Source organism: Streptomyces sp. NPDC043878 (genome assembly GCF_056435735.1).
In genome coordinates, this window is the sequence record NZ_JBWKDW010000021.1 from 87,887 (window position 1) to 105,616 (window position 17,730).

Sequence of the window (17,730 nt, forward strand, 5' to 3'; positions counted from 1 at the left end):
ACCCCGAGCACGCCGGCCCCGTACAGGCCTGTTGTTCCCGACCAAAGATGAAGTTGTCGCCGGAATCCCATCTGGTGTCGCACATGTACACGCCTTCCCCGCACGGCCGTTCTACTGTTGGCTGTAATTCAACTGTCAAACGATCAACCGCCTGCGGGTGCACCCGGCGCCACAGAGACCGTCAGTACGGTGACCCGGATGTCCTGTGTTACGAGGATGTGGATCAGCCGGTTCCCGGCACCGGGCAGGTGCGGGTCCGTGTCGCGGCAACGTCATTCAACGCGGCCGACGCCAACATCCGCGCTGGCCTCATGCTGAAGGCCATCCCTGTGACGCTGCCCCATACACCGGCATTGACGTCGCCGGAACCGTCGAGGCGCTCGGCGCGGGCGTGACTGGCACCCAGGTCGGTGACCAGGTCGTCGGTTTCCGAGGGCTGGCGCCGCCGCAGAGTACGTCTTGGCACCGGCCGATGTCCTGACGTCGGTACGGTGGATTGCACCGACCTCTCAGTTCTTCGGCATGCGTCTCGTTCGCGGAGGTTGAGATGAACCGGGCATTGTTGGCCGACTTTCTCCGGGCACGCCGGGAGCGGTTGCAACCGGAGGATGTCGGGCTTCCCCGCGGCTCGCGGCGTCGTACCGGTGGGCTCAGGCGTGAGGAGGTGGCCGCGCTGGCCGGCATGTCGGTTGACTACTACAGTCGGATCGAGCAGCAGCGTGGCCCGATGCCGTCCGAGCAGGTGCTCGCCGCACTCGCCCGGGGACTGCATCTCAGCCTCAGTGAGCGGGACTACCTCTTCGACCTCGCCGGGCACCCTGCGCCGCGGCGGGTACTGCGCGAAGATCACGTCAGCCCGACCATGATGCGCATCGTGCAACGGCTTTCGGACACACCCGCTTTGGTGATGTCCCGCTTCGGTGAGACCCTGCTGCAGACCCGCCCGGCGGTTGCCCTGCTGGGTGATTACACCCGGTTCAGCGGAATGTCCCGCTACCTGGTCTACCGCTGGTTCACCGACCCGGAGCAACGCAGCCTCTACCCCGTCGAGGACCACGCCCTGCGCGGCAGGGTCTTCACCGTGGACATCCGGGCGGCGCACACGGCAGACCCTACGGGCAGGGCCGGCGACATCGTCGCGGCACTGCTGGAGGTCAGTCCGGAATTCGCCGACCTCTGGCGGTTGCACGAGGTGGACGTCACCCATCACAACGACCTCAAACGCTACCTGCATCCGGAGCTGGGCGAGCTGGAGCTGTACTGCCAGCGGCTGGTGGACCCCGACCAGGTTCAGGAGCTGCTGGTCTTCTCCGCCGTACCCGGCTCACCGGACTACGAAAAACTCCAACTCCTGGCAGCCGTAGGCGCTTAGCCAATGGGAGATACGGAGCCGGGGAATGCTCGATTCCGTAGCTGTCAGCAGGTGAGCACTATCGCCGCCGGAAGCTCTGACTTCTCGGGTCAGCGATCCAGCGCACCTTCGGTGCGCGCCGGGGGCGTGGTAAATGCCGTGGCGTGCGCCGAGGTGCTTCTTGTGTGCCCTGAGGTGGGCTGATGTCGGTCCGGGACGCTGGTGGGGTTCGTTCCGGCCGAAACCGATGCCTCTGTGATGCCGGTGAGCTCGCAGGTCAGCGTGGTGCTGGGGACCGTCCACGGGAACCGTGGAGTGTCGCTGTGAAGCAGGTGCGTCAGAATTCCTGATCCACCCTGGTCCTCCCGGAACGGCGTACCGCTCAGCCGTTCGCAGAGGGAGGGAGCAAGGCCGTGGACGTGCTGCACGAACGCTGTGCCTGGCCTCGACATCAGCAAGAAGGAAGCCAAGGTCTGCATCCGCACCCCGAGTACGAAACGGCGGGGGTCCTTCACGACCGAGACCACGACGTGGGGATCGACGACGAACGCGCTCCTGGATCTGCGGGACCATCTGCTTGCCGCACGGGTGACACTGATAGTGGTCGAGGCGACCTCGGACTACTGGAAGCCCTTCCACTACGTGCTGTCCGAGGGCCTGAACGTGATCCTGGTCAACGCCCGGCAGGTCAAGAACCTGCCCGGCCGCAAGACGGACGTCTCCCGACGCGGCCTGGTCGGCCCAGCTCGGCGCCCACGGCCTGGTCAGGCCCGCCTTCGTGCCACCCGAGCTGGTCCGCGAACTACGGGACCGCGGCGGCTGGAGAAACTGCTGGAGGACACCGGCATCAAACTCTCCGCGGTCGCCTCCGACATCATGGGCGTCTCCGGCTGGGCCATGCTCGAAGCCCTCATCCGCGACGAAGGCGACCCGCACGCCCTCGCGGAGATCTCCCGAACTCACCGAGGCCCTGACCGGACGCTTCCGCGCCCACCACGCGTTCCTGACCCGCCTGCACCTGGACCACTACGACCAGCTCACCACCATGATCGACCAGCTCACCGGGCGGATCGAAGAGGCGATGGCACCCTTTGGTGGCGCCCTCGACCTGCTCAACACCATCCCCGGAATCAACCAGCCCACCGCCGAAGTGATCACCGCGGAGACCGGCAGCGACATGACCCGGTTCGCCTCCGCCAAACACCTCGCGTCCTGGGCCGGAATCTGCCCCGGACACCACGGCCCGCCGGCCGCACCAAGGACACGAAGGTCTGCCCCGGCAACCCCTAGTGGCGCCTGGTCAGGTCGGTTGTTGTGGTGCGTGTCTTTTCGGCCCGGTGTCGCGTTGAGGGTGTGTGACTCCGGACGAGATTGCTGTGGTGCGTGATGAGTTGGAGGCGTTCGCGGCGGAGGTGTTCGAGCCGTTCGCGCGCAAGGATCAGCGCCGGTGGGGGAGGTCTGTCTGCGGGGGCTGCTGACCGGCGGCAAGCGTAAGTCGGTCGAGCCGATGGCCGCCCGGCTCGGCCAGGACGGCAATCGTCAGGCGCTGGCCAACTTCATCACCACCAGCCCCTGGGACCCGGCACACATCCGGGCCCAGCTCGCCTGGCGGATGGAGGAGGCGATCGGGCCCGAGGCCCTGGTCTTCGACGACACCGGGTTTTTGAAGGACGGCCAAGCCTCGGCATGTGCGATTTCATCGTCGCTGAAGTTGTGTTGCACAGCCAGGGGACGGGAGCGGTCTCGTTGACTCATGGTGACCATGATGGCAAAGCCGCTCCGTAGTACTTTGGCTGTCCGAAAAGCGTGCGGGGTTTTCGTCCATGATCGTCTTCGAGTGTGCTGGTCTTTAACTCGTGGTGTTCTGCGGGGTGGTGACATTTGGTGAATACAGTACGGTCAACTTCCCGGCGTCATGCGTCAGTTCATGCGTCAGGCCCTGCTTCAGGTCCGTTCAGCGTGCGGCCGATCCGGTCGATCGGGCATATTCGGTGGGCGTTTGGCCGTAGTGTTTCTTGAAGGCGCGGATGAAGTGGCTGCTGTCGACGAAGTGCCAGTGGGCGGCCAGTTCCGAGACGCTCCACCGGCCGGATGGCGAGGTGAGGGCGAGCCGGGCTTCTTCCAGCCGCCGGTGGCGGATGTAGGCGGTCACCGACTCGCCCGCCGTGGCGAATGCCCGTTGCAGGGTGCGCACGGAGACGTTGAGCTCGCGCGCCAGCATCGTCGGGGACAGCTCGCGATCGGCGAGATGCCTGTTGGCGAGGTCCTTCGCGGCTCGGGTGAGTGCGGGAGCCAGCTGTGGTTCCACGTCGTCGAAGCGACCCACCGCCACGGCCCTGGCCAGTTCGATCAGGGTGCTGTGGGCGGCGTGTACACCGGCCGGGCCGAGGTCAGTGGCCGTCTTCTGGATCATGTTCGTGTGGGCTGTCAGCAGGCGCATCTCGGCTGAGTCCGCCGCCCCGATGACGGTCCGGTTCCCGAGTAGGGATCTGAGCGTCGCGGAGGGCAGGAAAAGGAACTGCGCCGTGGTGTGCGGCGCCGTCTCGAAGGGCGTCTGCCGCCCGAAGTGCCGGAGGAGGAACTGCCCGGTCGATACGGTGTGCTCGTCGCGGTCGGGCAGGCCGCCCAACGTCCACGCACCGCGCCGCAACACGTGGATCTCCACCAGGTCCCGATCGCCGCCCGCTGGGTCCGCGATCCGGATGGCCGACGCCATGTGGAGATCAGCGATCACCACATCGCGCACCCTGGCGACGCGTCCCTTGAGCCGGAAGTCGGCGACCGTGGCCGGGCTGAAGGCCGGCAAGGGAAAGAAATCGCCGATCTGCGTCTGCCATCCACGACGGAAGGTATCGAATCCTCGCGGTGCGGCACCCGGGACCCTGGAATCCACGGCGAACGCCCCGGGCGCCAGGTCGGTCTGTGATCCAGTGCTGTTCATCTCCGGTGATCCACCTCCCTCTCGATGTTCCTGAGCCGAATGCCTGCGCTATAGGCGCCCTGGACGCCTTCATTGTCTCGAATGGACTGCCGCGTGGTGACATGTCCTGCACGTAGGAAGCTGTTGCTGAACCAACGCGGCTGGGTCCGACCCGGCCGACCGCCAGGACCGTTCACGAGGCCATGTGGCTGGTTGATGAGATCCCGTCCGATCGCATTGATCGGGCGGGATCTTGGCGTTTCCGGGGCCTGCTCAAGATGGGGTCCGAACGCCAACGTCGGCTGAGGCGATTACTGGGAAGGTCCAGGTCCAGGCCGTCGCATTCGGCTACATGGTGGCCTGGTTCAAGGTGGCGTGGATGGAGCCGAGTAGCGTCGTCGGGTCGCCGAGCGGTGGTTGGGCGAGCTGTTGGCCGATCTGCGCGGCGTGCCCCGGCTCGGCTACCGCCTGGGACCCGCGACGGCGTAGGCCGTGGTGCCGACGAGCGCGAGGACCAGGGCTGTCCAGGTGCCCGCCGCTGTGCCGGGAGGCAGCAGCATCCACATCACCGCCTGCATCGGCGCACTCGTCGGGGGCGGGGCGAGGAACACCAGCGAGAGCCAGGCGAACGGCAGCGTCCAGGCGTACTGACCGCCCGAGAGCGCCGCGCCGAGGGCGACCAGGCCCATCAGGCCCGCGCTGTCCCGGACGACGAACGCGGTGGTGGCCATGGACACACCCATGGTCTGCACCGTCAGCAGCACCCCGGCGACGGCCGCGCCGGCGAGCAGCACGTGCGCCGCTCTGCGGGGAATCCAGCGGATCGCGGCCGTCCGGTCCAGTGCGAGGTCCTGTCCGCCGAGCCCGACCGAGACCGCCATCGCCCCCGTGGTGAGGATGAGCGCGGGCAGCTTCGGATCAACGGGCCCCGCGTTCCCGTCCCGGGCGAGTGCCCACACAGTCACCGCGCCGATCAGCACCGCGGCCAGCGCCGCGGGTACCTGACGCGAACGCGCATACAGCGTCAGCCATCTCACCGGGACGCACCGCCGGACAGTACATCGAACGGGTCGCCCTTGCAGGAGAGTGCTGCGGCGCGCATCGCGTTGATCCGCGAGAGCTGCTCGGCCCGTGGCAGCGCCTTGAGTTCCTTCCATACCGGGCGGGCCTTGGTGTCGACCTCGCGGCGCGACAACGTGCCGGGAAACGGCTTGAGGTCCCCGAGGACCCAGCCCAGCGCGACGGCCTGCGCGAATTCATCATCCCCGAAGCCGCTCCAGCCGACGGGGGTGCATCCTGGCACCATGCCCTTGGCGATCAGGGCCCAGGTCAGCTGCTGGCCCTTCGCGGTGGCGACGATGTCGTCGTCGAAGTCGAAGAGCACGGTGCTGCGGGACCACCGCGGCGTGGAGCCCTCCGGCAGTGCGGCGGTGTTCTCCCGGACCGAGTCCGGCGCCTGGCTGCCCAGGGCGCCGTGCAGCAGGCGCAGCGCCTCCTTGCCGGGGCCCGCGAGGTCCGCGAGCCGTGCCTGCTGCGTCTTCGTCACGCACACCGGGCCGTCGCACACCAGCTCCGCGGCGGCCTTGTCGACGACGTACATCCGGCGCGCGTCGGCGGGGAGGACGAGCAGGGCGATCACCGCGCCCGCCAGGACGGGCGCCAGGGCGATCAGCCGGGCGCGCGGGGTCGCGGCGACCAGCAGTGCGAAGCCGGTCGCGGCCATGCCGAGCAGCCAGATCGTCTGCCCGACATGCACGGAGGCGGACAGCGTGACAAACGCCTCGCGCACCTCCTCCTCCACCACCGTCGGTGACAGCAGCGAGATCCGGTTCGGCTCCGTGACCGGGACCCCCGCCGCCGTGGTCGTCTCCGTCCGGCCCAGGGACATGTACATGAGGGTTGTGAACACGAAGGCGCCCATGGCCAGCGCGGGCGGGGTGAGCACGGACGGCAGTGCCCGCCCGGCCCCCATGCCCAGCACGGCCCCCGCGACGAGAGAGAAGGCCCCCACCAGCGAGATCGGCAACCACCCGAGGTGCATGTACTCGGTGTTGGCGAGCACCTGGACCCCGCCCACGAGGACGAGAAGCGCGAAGGCCGAGGCCAGTGTGATCGCCATGGTGCCCGTCAGCATGGCAGCGCGGTGCCGGGCGGGCCGCGATGTGGTTGTCAGCAGCTCGGACATCTTCGAGCGGTGGTCACGCAGGCCCTGCAACGCCCCGAGCCCCACGGCAAGCGGCCACAGGTAGAACAGCAGGGAGCGGGTCCACAGGGCCATGGGCGTCCACTGCGCCGTCCACGCCGTGGTGCCGCTCCGCCACTCTCCGTCCAGCAGGTACAGGAACGTCAGCGCCGGCGCCAGGATCACGGCGCCCGCCCAGGGGGCGACAGAGCGCCTCAGCTCGATGCCCAGGACACGGGTGTTCACCAAGTTCCCCTTTCCTGCTCCGGGTTGAGCAGCAGCGCCGAGTAGCCGCGCTCCAGCGGGCTGTCGCCCACGTGCTCCGGGCCGCCCACCGAGGCCAGTTCGTCCGGAGGGCCCTGGAAGACCAGCCGGCCTTCGGCGAAGACCACCACGTCGGTGCAGGCGGCGGCGACGTCCTCCACCAGGTGGGTCGAGACGAGCACACAGGTGTCCGTACCCAACTCCTGCAGCAGCTCCCGGAAACGCAGCCGCTGCGCCGGGTCCAGGCCGACCGTCGGCTCGTCCAGCAGCAGGATGAGCGGGTCGTTGACGATGGCCTGGGCGATACCGACCCGCCGCACCATGCCGCCCGACAGGGCCTTCATCTTCTCGTCGGCACGGTCCGCCAGACCCACCCGCTCCACGGCGCGCTGCACCGCTGCGGGGATACTCGCTTTGGGTACCTCCTTCAGCCACGCCATGTACTCGACGAACTCGCGCACCGTGAAGCGCTTGTAGTAGCCGAACTCCTGGGGCAGATAGCCGATGCGGCGACGCAGGGCACGGTAGCCGCCCGCACCGCCCGCGGACTGACCGAGCAGCTCCAGAGTGCCCGCGGTGGGGCGCAGCACGGTGGCCAGCGCCCGGATGAGGGTGGTCTTGCCTGCCCCGTTGGGGCCGAGGAGGCCGTGGACGCCGATACCCAGCGAGAGGTCGAGGCCGTCGACGGCCATCCGGTTCCTGCCGACCCTGACCTTCAGCCCGGTGGTCTGGATCTCCCATGCGTAGGTAGTCGGTGCGATGTCGGCCGCGTTCACGGCGGATGTCATGTGGTGTTCCTTTCTGATGGTCATTGATGTGCTCCCAGCAGGGTGTACGCGCCTCTGCGGGCGATCACGACACCGATGCTGAGCACGAGGATCAGCCCCCATACGGGCAGACCGCCCGTCTGCAGGGCGAAGGTCGTACGGCTGGTGGCCAGGGTCGGCGCCACGACCACACCGGCCCACACGGCGGCCAGCACGAAGGCGGCGCGGGTCACACCGATGACACCGCCGAGCGCCAGCGTCGTCGCCGTGAAGGCCAGACACGGCAGCAGCCACTGGGCCACCATCAGCCCCGTCGCCCATCCGCCCACCAGCAGCGCGGGAATGACCACGGCGAGTGCGGACGCGGTGCGTCGCAGCACCAGATAGAGCCCGGCCCTCGGTACGGAGGCCGTCAGCTCGTAGGCCGGGTCCAGACCGCGCGACCAGGACGCCGCGACGCCGAGCACGGGCAGCACCGGGGCGAGCAGCAGCACCAGCGACACCTTGCCGGAGCCGGGGCCGCTCAGGTCCAGCAGCAGCGCGATCAGCGTCACGCTCCCGGCCATGGCCAGCCACGGCACCATCGCGGGCGTCAGCCACCCCGACAGCCGCGCCCAGCGCCGCGGGCGCTGCCGGCGCGGCAAAGGGCCGGCGGGCAGCTGGACCTGGAGGCCGGACCACACGGTCTCGACCAGCGCAGCCACGGCGGGCGCCTCGGCCGTGACGGCGGCCGACAGCCGGTCACGGCACACCCCGCACGCCTCCAGATGGGCCTCCAGTGCCCATACCTCGTCGGCGGCGAGGTCCGTGTCGCCGCGCGCATAACCGTCGATGATCCGCATCGACGCGTGTTCCACGCTCATGCCAGCGCCTCCCGCATCGCGATCCTGGCCCTGCGAGCACGCGTCTTGACCGTGCCCTCGGGCAGCCCGAGCAGGACCGCGGTCTCCCGGACGGACATCCCGTCGAGCACCATGGCCTGCAGTACCTGTCTGAGCTCTGGCGCGAGGCACCGCAGCGCGTCCCCGACGTCACCGCCGACAGTCGCCGCGAGCACCTCCTCCTCGGCGGCGGGCACCACGGGCTGCAAGGCGGCCGCTGGCGGCGGCTCCGCGTGGTGAGCCCTGCGCCGGAACGCGTCGACCAGGCGACGCGCTGCGATCGTCCACAGCCAACCGACAGCCGTCCCCCCGACAGCGGCCCCGGCGAACGAGCCCGCCGCGCGCCACACCGCCAGATACGTCTCCTGCATGACCTCCGCGACGATCTGCTCGTCCACGCAGCGGCGACGCAGCCGCACCGCCATCCACGGCGACGTACGCCGGTACAGCTCCTCGAACGCGGCACGGTCGCCCCTGGCCACCAGCCGGACGAGACGCTCCTCGTCCAGCTTGTGCAGTGCTGTCACCCTGACTGATCTCACACCTGCTAGACGCCCGGCCCGAACGGCAGGTTTTCCACCCGGCGTGATCCCCGTCACACACACGCCCCCGCAAGCACCGGCCCCGATGGGCCCTCACGGGGCACGCACGCCAGCCGGACACGCGGTGCCGTGACATGCCGGAATTGGCTAGCCACGACGCTGCTCCCGGAGCCGCTTCACCGTCGCGACAAGGTCGAACCTGATCAGCAACTCCACACCCTCCACGAACGATCCCGGATCATTGCGATGGTCAAGCAGACCCCGCCCGGCCGGCTCGAGGTGCAGCCGTCGAACGAGATGTGGGCCGCGGACGAGTCGAAACCCTCGGAGTGACGCACTGTCTGCCGCGGCCGGGGACCCGGGAATCGAGGTCAGCCGCTCCCAGGTGCGCCGCATCCCGCAGGCCGAGGGCGCGCGCTGGCGACGCACGCCCTCGTGGACGCGCTCGAGAGATGCGGACTTCGAGAGACAAGGACCCGGATCGTCGAGCTCTACACCAGCCCGCCCACCGGTGCGACGGTCCTCTGCACCGACGAGCTCGGCCCGGTGATCCCACGCACCTTCCCGCCGACACCGGGCTGGTCACCGGACGTACACCGCCTCAAGAACGAGATCGACTCCTCCCGCGGGCCGGAGAAAACCTGGGTCTACGGCGCCTTACGCGTTCGCGACGGCCAGGAACTCACGATGACCACCACCTCCCTCAACAGTGCCTTCTACCAGCAGTTCCTTCAGCTGGTAGAGGACGCCAACCCTGTCGGGGACATCTATGTGATCACCGACAATCTGTCCCCGCACAACAGCGTGTCCACCCGAACGACGCCGCCGATATGTGTACGTCCTTTGAGGAACGCAGCAGTAGCGGACTTCGGTTTGCGCCACGGCCACCGCGGTGACCGGCAGCGCGGGCTCGTGTCAGAGTCACGGTGTTGTACACAGCGGGACGCCATGGACTCCCAGGCCGGCGACTACCTGTGCGGGGAAGATTCCTCCGATACCGTGCCCTCGGCGGCGCTCAGGTCCTGTGTTCCTATGACGGACAGAAGGGCCAGCTGTTCGGCTCCCGGGCTTCCGGGTGGCGCAGTGAACCACAGCAGGCGTTGACGCCCGTCCTCGCTGAGCAGGTTGTAGCAGTCGAGTTCGATGATGCCGAGCGTGGGGTGGACGATTTTCTTGTGGTCCATGCGGCGCACCGCGACGTCGTGGGTGTCCCAGAGGGCTGCGAACTCCTGGCTACGGCGGCGCAGTACGGCGACCATCTTCGCAACTTCCCGATCCCGGCCACGTCGGGCAGCCGCTGCCTGGAGGTCGGCCACGAACACCCGGGAGTGGTGCGGGTGATCCTCGGGCGGGTAGATCTCGCGCGCCTGTGGGTCGGTGAACCAGCGGTACACAAAACTTGCCGTCGGGCCGCGGTATGCCGGGGACTTGCCGAGCAGGGTCAGGGCCAGGTCGTTTTCCACCAGGGTTTCGTGCAGGTCGGTGATGACACGCGCGGGGGTGTTGGACAGCCGGTCCAGCAGTCCGAGAAGCGCCGGCTGTACATGTGCCGACGGTCCGTGTGACGACCGAGGGATCGGCCGTTCGGCCAGGTGGAACAGGTGGTCGCGCTCGTCGCCGTTCAGACGCAGGGCTCGGGCAAGGGCCGCGAGGGTCTGGGCCGAGGGCTGCACGCCGCGCTTTGCGCTGCCGCGTTCCAAGTCGGTGTAGTAGTCGGCCGACATCCCTGCAAGCTGGGCGACTTCCTCACGGCGCAGCCCGGGGACGCGGCGACGCGGGCCTTGAGGGAGACCGACTTCGGCGGGGCGGATGCGGTCGCGGCGTGTCCTGAGGAAGGCGCCGAGTTCTGGAAGGTTCACGCCTTCATCGTCCTTCGCGCGCCGGACCGTAGCCAGGGGGCGGCGTCCCCCGGTTAAAGCAGCCCTGGTTAGAGGTGGGAGATCGGTCGATTGTGGAGGACGTAGCAGGGCGACGGCGAGGCCGCGGCCTGATCAACCACCACAGGAGTCAGCCATGCCTACCCCCGCTTCCCCCGACGGGATCGCCGCCCCGGTTCAGCGATCCGCCTCATCTCGTGTCGCGATCGTCACCGGTGGCTCGCGTGGCATTGGCCGCCGGGTCGTCGGCCGGCTGGCCGCCGACGGATACGCCGTCGTGGTCGGCTATGCCGGCAACCAGGACGAGGCCGAAGCCGCCGTGAAGGAGGCCATCACCAGCGGCGTCCGGGCGATCGCAGTACGCGCCGACGTCGCCGACGAACACGCCGTTGCAGCCCTGTTCGATGCGGCAGAGGCAGAGTTCGGCGGTGTCGACGTCGTCGTCCACGCGGCCGGACGGATGCGCCTGGCGCCGATCGCCGAGCTGGATCTGGCCGTCCTGGACGACCTGCACCGCACCAACATTCGCGGCACCTTCGTCGTGGTCCAGCAGGCCGCCCGCAGGGTGCGCCCCGGCGGTACGATCGTGACGTTCTCCACGTCCGTGGTGGGGCTGGCCTTCCCCAAATACGGCGCATACGTCGCCAGCAAGGGTGCGGTCGAGGCACTGACGCTGATTCTGGCCCGGGAGCTGCGGGGCCGGGATGTCACCGCCAACGCCGTCGCGCCCGGGCCCACGGCCACCGACATGTTCCTGGGCGGCAAGGACGAGGAGACCATCGCCCGCCTGGCTGCCCAGCCCCCGCTGGAGCGACTCGGTACCCCGTCCGACATCGCCGAGGTCGTCGCGTTCCTGGCCTCACCGGAGGGCCACTGGATCAACGGACAGGTCATCCGCGCCAATGGCGGAATCATCTGAGCCGGCCCGCAGCCACCCAGTCGATGAGAGAAACTGAGAGAGACCCAGTCATGAAGAACGACGGTGCTAGGAAGGTCATCCTGGTCACTGGGGCCTCCAGCGGCATCGGGGCGCTGTCCGTGCGTGCTCTGGCCCGCGCCGGTCACACCGTGTATGCGGGCATCCGCCAGACCACGACCCGTAACGCAGCCGCGGTGGCCGAGCTGGCGCGCTACGGCACCGACCACCAGGTTGCCGTGCACGCCGTCGAGCTGGACGTCACCTCCGAGGACTCCGCTGACACCGCAGTCGAGCGGATTCTCGCCGAACATGGCCGGCTGGACGTGGTTGTGCACAACGCCGGACACATGGTCCTGGGCGCCGCCGAGGCGTTCACCGCCGAGCAACTCGCGGCCCTGTACGACGTGAACGTCCTGGGCGCGCAGCGTGTCAACCGCGCCGCCCTGCCGCAACTGCGTGAGCAGGGCTCTGGGCTGCTGGTGTGGATCGGCAGCTCCAGCACTCGCGGCGGCTGCCCGCCGTTCCTGGCCCCGTACTTCGCCGCCAAGGCCGCAATGGACGCCCTCGCCGTCAGCTACGCCGCCGAGGTGCTCCCGTTCGGCATCGACACCGCGATCGTGGTGCCCGGCGCGTTCACCACCGGCACCAACCACTTCGCGAACGCCGGCGCCGCCGCGGACCGCGATCGCGCCGAAGCCTACGCCCAACGTCACAGACCACTGATGGACGATCTGGCCAAGCGCCTGGCCGCGCTCATTCCTCCAGACGCCGATGTGTCCGATGTCGCTGAAGCCGTCGCGCTGCTGGTCGCGATGGAGCACGGCGCTCGGCCGCTGCGCACCCACATAGACCCCAGCCGAGACGGCAGCGAAGTTGTCTCTGCGGTCGCCGACCGCGTCCGCGTCGACTTCTTCCGCCGCATTGGACTGGACAGCCTGCTTACCTCAGGCAGCTCCCTGTAACGCCCCGCTGAGAGAAGGAAACATCAGTCATGCCTTTCGCGAACTTCAAGGTCCCCGAGAAGACCCTCACCCAGAAGCAGAAGGAAGAGATCGTCACCCGCACGACCGAGCTGTACGTCGAGATCTACGGCGAGCGTGCCCGCGGCAACACCTTGGTGCTGGTCGAAGAGGTCACCGACGGCGGCTGGGGCATCGGCGGCAACGTGCTGACCGCGGCCATACTCGGTGAGGCGGCAACCGACGACACCACCAGCGACGCCTAACCGCACCGGCCGTCCCTCGGCCAAGGCAGCACTTTGAATAAACGAGGGCCGCCGGCCGTACCCGGCGGCCCTCGGGCATGGAAGACACTCACTGCCATCCACCGAGCGTCGGCGATCACATCATTGGGCTCTGTCAGAGATCTTGTGACGTCACCTGCCTGATCTGGGCATCTACCGGGTGTGGCGGTCCTCGCCGGTGGCCTCGAATCCGGCGCCGCCCATGTTCGTGCCCAGTGCGAAGAGGGCCAGCAACAGGCGGCGCTGGAGGAGCGCGAGGGTCGGGCCCCGTAGCCCCGCCTATGACGCCTCACCCTCCCGCAGGATCAATGACGTCCTTGACGACACCTCGCTCCACTCGCCGGGCGACCCAGGCAAGATGGTCGACGCAGTGATCGCCAGCGTCGTTGAGGAACCCGCCCCGCTGCGCCTCACTCTGGGCAGCGACAGCTACCAGCACATCACCCGCACGCTGAGCACTCGCCTGGCCCAGCTCCAGGTACAACGCGACCTGGCCTGCTCGACCGACTGCGCAGACCGGAGAAGCGGACCGCGCTTCTTCCCATCGGACGAAAGCTGACTCGCAGGCAGGGCTGAGAATCGTGCACGGAGGTCAGGGCGACCACAGCGGCGACGGAGCCGTCGGGAGCAGCTCGAACGGGTTGGCCGCGCGGGTCGCCATGAGGTACCAGGCGGTGGCGCCGGTGTGTAGCGCGGCGTAGTAGTGGTCGCCGTCGCAGTCGCTGAGACCGTCATGCGAGGCGGCGACGATGCCATAGCCGTCGTGGTGGGGCGCGGTAGTCTGGGCGAGTTGGATGGAGCTCAGGTAACCCTGCGCCTTGGCCGCGTCGCCAGCGGCGTTGCGAATGGCGAGCGCGTCTGCGAGATGCGCGGTCCCTTCGAGCCAGACCTTTGACCGGTCGCAGGCACCGAAGCTGACTCCGCTGACGGAGCCGTCCCTCGCCGCCAAGTTGCTGACGTCCCAGTCGATCGAGACGGCGTAAGTGGCGTCCCTGAGCGCCAAGTAGGCCCAGGTGTTGACGTCCTCGGGCAGGAACCCCTTGTCAGGTTTGGCCCCGCCCTCGTCGGTGCCAACCCAGAACTTCCTCCCCTCCGCGTCCCACATCGCGGTGACGAAGCTTCTGGCATGACGCGCCGCCGTGGTCCAGGAGGCGCTCCCGGTCTCCTTCGCCAGCATGGTGAAGAAGGCGTACACGTCGAGGTTGTGCTCAGTCGACTTCCAGAGAATCTTAGTGTCGCCGTCATACCCGCCGTCGTAGCCGCCGGCCCCGCGAGTGTCGTAGGCCTCGTCCTGGATCCAGTCGGCGATGCCGGTCGCGCCGGTGAGGTAGGCCTTGTCGCCAGTCTTGGCGTACAACTGGACCAGCGCCTGACCGACCCACGCCATGTTGCCGACATCGCTGATTGCATCGGTGGGTTGCACGTGGCGGGAATCGGTCAGCGGCTCTGGTGAGTAGGCCGCACGGATCCGCCCGTCGTGGCTGGCGTCGTTGGCCTGCACGTAGAGGAGCGCGTTGCCGATGATCCGCGCCCGGCGGAGATCGTCGGCTGTGCCGCGGGCCAGCAGCGCATGGATCACCAGTGCGTCGTCGTAGGTCACAGAGTCGGTGAAATCGCCCAGCGCCGCGTCGGGGACATAGCTTTGCACCAGCCGGGGCGTCGAGCCGCTAGCGTATCTGTCCATCATCCGGTCGAGGAAGGTGTAGCCATTGGCCACGCTCGCCGGGGGCAGGCTCGACGCTGCTATGGACGAGGGCGGTGCAGAGCAGCTCGCCGATGCCGTGGCCGCAACCAGTGCAATCACCCCGCCGGCGGCGACCTTCGCGAAATGCCGAATTTTCGCTGCCGAATTGAACCTCATCGCTCACACCCTTGGTTGGGGGCCGTGGACAGTCGCCGCGTAGCACGTGCGACACGGCCCTGCGGACAACCAGAGGGTTGGCGACGACCCCTGAATCAGGGTCCGAGTGTAGGTATGGGTCAGGGCTTGATCAAGTTCCGTAGGCCTCCGGATCGTTGGTGATGCCCAGGATGGGGAGTGCTCGTCGGGGCTCGTCGCGGATCGCCCGGGTGGTTTGGCGATGTTGTCGGCTCCGAGGGTTTTCAGCACGCAGATGGCGAGGTTGCGGAGGGTCGCCATGACCCGTGGTGCGGTTCCGGCGTGGACGGTGGAGGCGTCCTCGGCGAAGGTGACATCCCTGATGTGGTGCGAGGAGTTCTCCACTGCCCAGTGCCCGCGAATCGCGGCGGTCAGGTCGGCGGGCCCGGTCTGGTGGGCGTCGAGGCTGGTGACGGCGTAGACACTCTCACGGGTCTCACGCCGGCCGGTCTGCTTGCGGCCGCGATGGACGCGGATGGCGAGGCGGGCGTGGGGAAAGGCGATTCCGCCGAGTTCGTCGGCGATGGCGCACCGCCCCCGGGTTCGGTCGGGGAGCGGTGCGGCGCGGCTGGTGCCGCGGCTGGCGCGAACGCGGCGCGGCGCAGCAGCGAGCGGATCCGGGCCACCAGCACCGCGGTGTCGACGGGTTTGACCACGTAGTCGTCGCCGCCCGCCTCCACGCCGGAGACCACGTCCGAGGCGTCGCCGCGCGCGGACATCATCAAGATCGGGTCCATGCTGGTCTCCCTGATCCGGCGGCACAGCCCGATGCCGTCGAGGCCGGGCAGCATCACGTCCAGCAGCAGGTCAGGGCGGCCCTCCCGGAACAGTTCGGGTCCGGTCAGGCCGTCACCGGTGGAGGTGACGCGGCAGCCGTAGCGCTCCAGCGCCATGGTGACCGATCTACGGATCACCTCGTCGTCCTCGACGAGCAGGATCGCCACGAATGCCGGGGCGTCTCCCCCGGCCACGGGAACCGGCATCTTCCCCCCTCGGACGCGGGTGCTGGAGGTCCGTCATGCGGCGGAGGATCATCCCGCCCTGCCACATGCTGTCTCCAGCGCGCCCGCGCCCGGCCGGGTTCACCGGTGATGTCGAGTGAGGCCGACTGATGTCGAGTGACGTCGATCGGGTCAGGGTTTGCGGGTCTGGGCGCTGCTGTGCTGGACCTGGTCACCGGGGCGGGGCGGGGCGCCGGTGAGAGCGCAGCCCCGGCGAGACAGATCCAACTTCGATCCCTCGGTCAGGCAGGCCGTGATCATGTAGACCTGCTGGCCGTAGGCACGGCCTTTCGTGGAGGTCACTTCCCCGTTCGGGCCGACCTCGCAGGGGTTGTTGTTGGTGCACTGCTCGCCGTCGCGGTTGTGGGTATTGTTGATGCCCATAACCGTGTTGCCGTCAGGGGCCAGCAGCGCCGAGCCGGAGTACCCGGGCTTGCTCACGCAGGTGTCGCTGGGGGCGTAGCGCACCGCGTCGTCTTGCTGGTAGCCGTCCTCCCTCAGGTGCGTCGCCACGGCCTCCACCGTGCACTGCGGGCGGCTGCTCTCGTAGGCCATGAAGAGCTGGTCACCAACGCGCATCGGGGCGGTGGACAACTGGAAGACTTTCGCGCCCTCCGCGGCCAGTTGAGCGTAGGTCTTGTCCAACCGGTACAGCGCGATGTCGGTGCCGGTCATCGTCGCGTACACCAGCCGGGTCGCGCGGGTCGTGGTCTGGGTGTAGCCGGCGGGGTCGTTGATGGTGACCGGGCTCTCCAGGTCGGCGGGCTGGTCCACCAGCGCTTTCCCCGGTGCGGGCCGCCCGCTCGGCACGCAGTGGCCGTTGGTCAGCGCCAGCGCCGGGTCTTCAGGGCGCGCGGTGGCGGATCGCACCACCGACCCTTGGCAGTCGCCCACCTCGGCCGTGCCTTCCACGTTCGGGATCGGGTCGAATGGAGGCACGTCGGTTCCGGTCAGGATGCCGTTGATCCAGCCGGCGTTCTTCGTGACGTCGGTGTACATGTCGGGAAAGTCGGCGCCCCTGTTGCCGGGACCGATGACCGTACCGGCCAGTACCCATTCGTCGCGCACACGGACCAGGGCAGGTCCTCCGGAGTCCGTCGTCCCCGGACCGACGGGAGGATCGGCGCGGCCGACGCACAACGGCAAGGTCTGGCCGTCGTCGTCCCAGCACTGCTCGACCGGCACGACCTCGGTGTCAGCTTCGCGCAACTTGCTGGGAAAGCAATTCGGGTCGTCGAAGTCGCCGCAGGAGCCCGAAGTCGCGCCCCAACCGAGGATGCGGACGGGTGTGCCGTCGGCGGGCGTGGTCTTGGCGAGCCGCACCGGCTTGGCTCGCACCGGCTTGCGCAGGTGCAGCACCGCGATGTCCTCGCCAGGGGGATCGTACTTGTTGTGGCGCCGGTAGAACTTGTCGATCTCGGTGACTTCGCCACCGCTGGTGGTGTCCAGCGATCCGACGCGGACCTGCCAGCCGCGGGGAACGCCCGCCGTCACGCCGGTCGGAGTGTTGGCGCAGTGGCCCGCGGTCACCGCCCACTGCGGCGCGATGAGCACCGCCCCGCACCGGTGCCCGTCCGGGCGGGGAGCGTCGTACTGAAGCGAGACCATGAACGAATACGGCTGGGTGGACTCGGTGCCACCGACGATGGCCTGCGCCGGTAAGACGGCCACCAGGGTCGTGATCGCCGCGACCCCCGTTGTCAGGACGGCGGCCGTCCTTCGGCTTATCCACTTACGCATGAGCGACTCCCGTTTCGTCTGCCGCCGGGCATTAGCTCCGGCGGGCTTGTACGGAGGAACAGCACCGGGCCGTTGCGTCTCGTCTCGATCCTGGGCTCAGAGGTCTTCCGGGTGGTCTCACCCGCGCATCAGGAGCACCGCGGCAACCGCTCAGTCGTGTATCA

The 17,730-nt window shown here is 68.5% G+C and carries 16 protein-coding genes and 2 pseudogenes; 8 read left to right on the forward strand and 10 right to left on the reverse strand.

Annotated elements, in window-relative coordinates:
• Positions 1–205 precede the first annotated feature (205 nt).
• The 4 genes and pseudogenes from AC07AZ_RS26985 to AC07AZ_RS27000 all read left to right on the forward strand — a co-directional run.
• Entirely contained in the window at positions 206–481 is a 276-nt protein-coding gene (locus AC07AZ_RS26985; protein WP_478852112.1) for an alcohol dehydrogenase catalytic domain-containing protein, read from the forward strand.
• 66 nt (positions 482–547) lie between these two features.
• Positions 548–1,372, forward strand: coding sequence for a helix-turn-helix transcriptional regulator (locus tag AC07AZ_RS26990; RefSeq protein ID WP_478852114.1), 825 nt, complete (start codon positions 548–550; stop codon positions 1,370–1,372).
• A 392-nt stretch (positions 1,373–1,764) separates the two neighbouring features.
• Positions 1,765–2,635: pseudogene (locus AC07AZ_RS26995) on the forward strand (IS110 family transposase); the annotation flags it as partial.
• 71 nt (positions 2,636–2,706) lie between these two features.
• Positions 2,707–3,041: pseudogene (locus AC07AZ_RS27000) on the forward strand (transposase); the annotation flags it as partial.
• A gap of 264 nt (positions 3,042–3,305) precedes the next feature.
• On the opposite strand, the gene AC07AZ_RS27005 reads toward AC07AZ_RS27000, so the two are convergent.
• From AC07AZ_RS27005 to AC07AZ_RS27035, 7 genes are all read right to left on the reverse strand, one after another.
• Positions 3,306–4,292 carry a helix-turn-helix domain-containing protein gene (locus tag AC07AZ_RS27005; protein WP_478852116.1) on the reverse strand — a complete coding sequence of 329 codons (987 nt, stop codon included), beginning with the start codon at positions 4,290–4,292 and terminating at the stop codon, positions 3,306–3,308.
• A 440-nt stretch (positions 4,293–4,732) separates the two neighbouring features.
• Positions 4,733–5,308 carry a hypothetical protein gene (locus AC07AZ_RS27010; RefSeq protein WP_478852118.1) on the reverse strand — a complete coding sequence of 192 codons (576 nt, stop codon included), beginning with the start codon at positions 5,306–5,308 and terminating at the stop codon, positions 4,733–4,735.
• Entirely contained in the window at positions 5,305–6,699 is a 1,395-nt protein-coding gene (locus tag AC07AZ_RS27015) for a hypothetical protein (protein ID WP_478852120.1), read from the reverse strand. Before AC07AZ_RS27015 ends, AC07AZ_RS27010 begins: the two co-directional genes overlap by 4 nt.
• On the reverse strand, positions 6,696–7,529 hold the full coding sequence (locus AC07AZ_RS27020; RefSeq protein WP_478852122.1) for an ABC transporter ATP-binding protein: 834 nt from the start codon (positions 7,527–7,529) through the stop codon (positions 6,696–6,698). The genes AC07AZ_RS27015 and AC07AZ_RS27020 overlap by 4 nt, the downstream gene beginning before the upstream one ends.
• Positions 7,526–8,347 carry a zf-HC2 domain-containing protein gene (locus AC07AZ_RS27025; protein ID WP_478852124.1) on the reverse strand — a complete coding sequence of 274 codons (822 nt, stop codon included), beginning with the start codon at positions 8,345–8,347 and terminating at the stop codon, positions 7,526–7,528. The genes AC07AZ_RS27020 and AC07AZ_RS27025 overlap by 4 nt, the downstream gene beginning before the upstream one ends.
• On the reverse strand, positions 8,344–8,847 hold the full coding sequence (locus AC07AZ_RS27030; protein ID WP_478852235.1) for an RNA polymerase sigma factor: 504 nt from the start codon (positions 8,845–8,847) through the stop codon (positions 8,344–8,346). Before AC07AZ_RS27030 ends, AC07AZ_RS27025 begins: the two co-directional genes overlap by 4 nt.
• Positions 8,848–9,875: 1,028 nt before the next feature.
• Positions 9,876–10,766: a helix-turn-helix transcriptional regulator gene (locus AC07AZ_RS27035; RefSeq protein WP_478852126.1), complete on the reverse strand. Its 891-nt coding sequence runs from the start codon at positions 10,764–10,766 to the stop codon at positions 9,876–9,878.
• Between the two features lie 154 nt (positions 10,767–10,920).
• Between AC07AZ_RS27035 and AC07AZ_RS27040 the strand changes: the two genes are divergently transcribed.
• The 4 genes from AC07AZ_RS27040 to AC07AZ_RS27055 all read left to right on the forward strand — a co-directional run bounded on the left by AC07AZ_RS27040 (position 10,921) and on the right by AC07AZ_RS27055 (position 13,505).
• Positions 10,921–11,703 (forward strand): SDR family oxidoreductase, encoded by a 783-nt coding sequence (locus AC07AZ_RS27040; protein WP_478852128.1) that lies wholly within the window; start codon positions 10,921–10,923, stop codon positions 11,701–11,703.
• Positions 11,704–11,753: 50 nt separating this feature from the next.
• Positions 11,754–12,665 (forward strand): SDR family oxidoreductase, encoded by a 912-nt coding sequence (locus AC07AZ_RS27045; RefSeq protein ID WP_478852130.1) that lies wholly within the window; start codon positions 11,754–11,756, stop codon positions 12,663–12,665.
• A 29-nt stretch (positions 12,666–12,694) separates the two neighbouring features.
• Positions 12,695–12,928, forward strand: a complete 234-nt coding sequence (locus tag AC07AZ_RS27050; RefSeq protein WP_478852133.1) for a tautomerase family protein — start codon at positions 12,695–12,697, stop codon at positions 12,926–12,928.
• Between the two features lie 376 nt (positions 12,929–13,304).
• Positions 13,305–13,505, forward strand: a complete 201-nt coding sequence (locus tag AC07AZ_RS27055; protein ID WP_478852135.1) for a hypothetical protein — start codon at positions 13,305–13,307, stop codon at positions 13,503–13,505.
• Positions 13,506–13,538: 33 nt separating this feature from the next.
• Here the strand turns inward: AC07AZ_RS27055 and AC07AZ_RS27060 are convergent, their stop codons facing one another.
• From AC07AZ_RS27060 to AC07AZ_RS27070, 3 genes are all read right to left on the reverse strand, one after another.
• Entirely contained in the window at positions 13,539–14,807 is a 1,269-nt protein-coding gene (locus AC07AZ_RS27060; RefSeq protein WP_478852137.1) for a hypothetical protein, read from the reverse strand.
• A gap of 389 nt (positions 14,808–15,196) precedes the next feature.
• Positions 15,197–15,808, reverse strand: a complete 612-nt coding sequence (locus AC07AZ_RS27065; RefSeq protein WP_478852139.1) for a response regulator transcription factor — start codon at positions 15,806–15,808, stop codon at positions 15,197–15,199.
• 150 nt (positions 15,809–15,958) lie between these two features.
• Positions 15,959–17,566 carry a trypsin-like serine protease gene (locus AC07AZ_RS27070; protein ID WP_478852141.1) on the reverse strand — a complete coding sequence of 536 codons (1,608 nt, stop codon included), beginning with the start codon at positions 17,564–17,566 and terminating at the stop codon, positions 15,959–15,961.
• Between the last annotated feature and the right edge of the window lie 164 nt (positions 17,567–17,730).

Excerpts from the sequence above, each read along its gene's own strand:
- AC07AZ_RS26990 (WP_478852114.1), top strand. The coding sequence starts at position 548 with ATGAACCGGGCATTGTTGGCCGACTTTCTCCGGGCACGCCGGGAGCGG.
- AC07AZ_RS27005 (WP_478852116.1), bottom strand. The coding sequence starts at position 4,292 with ATGAACAGCACTGGATCACAGACCGACCTGGCGCCCGGGGCGTTCGCC.
- AC07AZ_RS27020 (WP_478852122.1), bottom strand. The coding sequence starts at position 7,529 with ATGACCATCAGAAAGGAACACCACATGACATCCGCCGTGAACGCGGCC.
- AC07AZ_RS27025 (WP_478852124.1), bottom strand. The coding sequence starts at position 8,347 with ATGAGCGTGGAACACGCGTCGATGCGGATCATCGACGGTTATGCGCGC.
- AC07AZ_RS27040 (WP_478852128.1), top strand. The coding sequence starts at position 10,921 with ATGCCTACCCCCGCTTCCCCCGACGGGATCGCCGCCCCGGTTCAGCGA.
- AC07AZ_RS27045 (WP_478852130.1), top strand. The coding sequence starts at position 11,754 with ATGAAGAACGACGGTGCTAGGAAGGTCATCCTGGTCACTGGGGCCTCC.
- AC07AZ_RS27050 (WP_478852133.1), top strand. The coding sequence starts at position 12,695 with ATGCCTTTCGCGAACTTCAAGGTCCCCGAGAAGACCCTCACCCAGAAG.
- AC07AZ_RS27055 (WP_478852135.1), top strand. The coding sequence starts at position 13,305 with ATGGTCGACGCAGTGATCGCCAGCGTCGTTGAGGAACCCGCCCCGCTG.
- AC07AZ_RS27060 (WP_478852137.1), bottom strand. The coding sequence starts at position 14,807 with ATGAGGTTCAATTCGGCAGCGAAAATTCGGCATTTCGCGAAGGTCGCC.
- AC07AZ_RS27065 (WP_478852139.1), bottom strand. The coding sequence starts at position 15,808 with ATGCCGGTTCCCGTGGCCGGGGGAGACGCCCCGGCATTCGTGGCGATC.
- AC07AZ_RS27070 (WP_478852141.1), bottom strand. The coding sequence starts at position 17,566 with ATGCGTAAGTGGATAAGCCGAAGGACGGCCGCCGTCCTGACAACGGGG.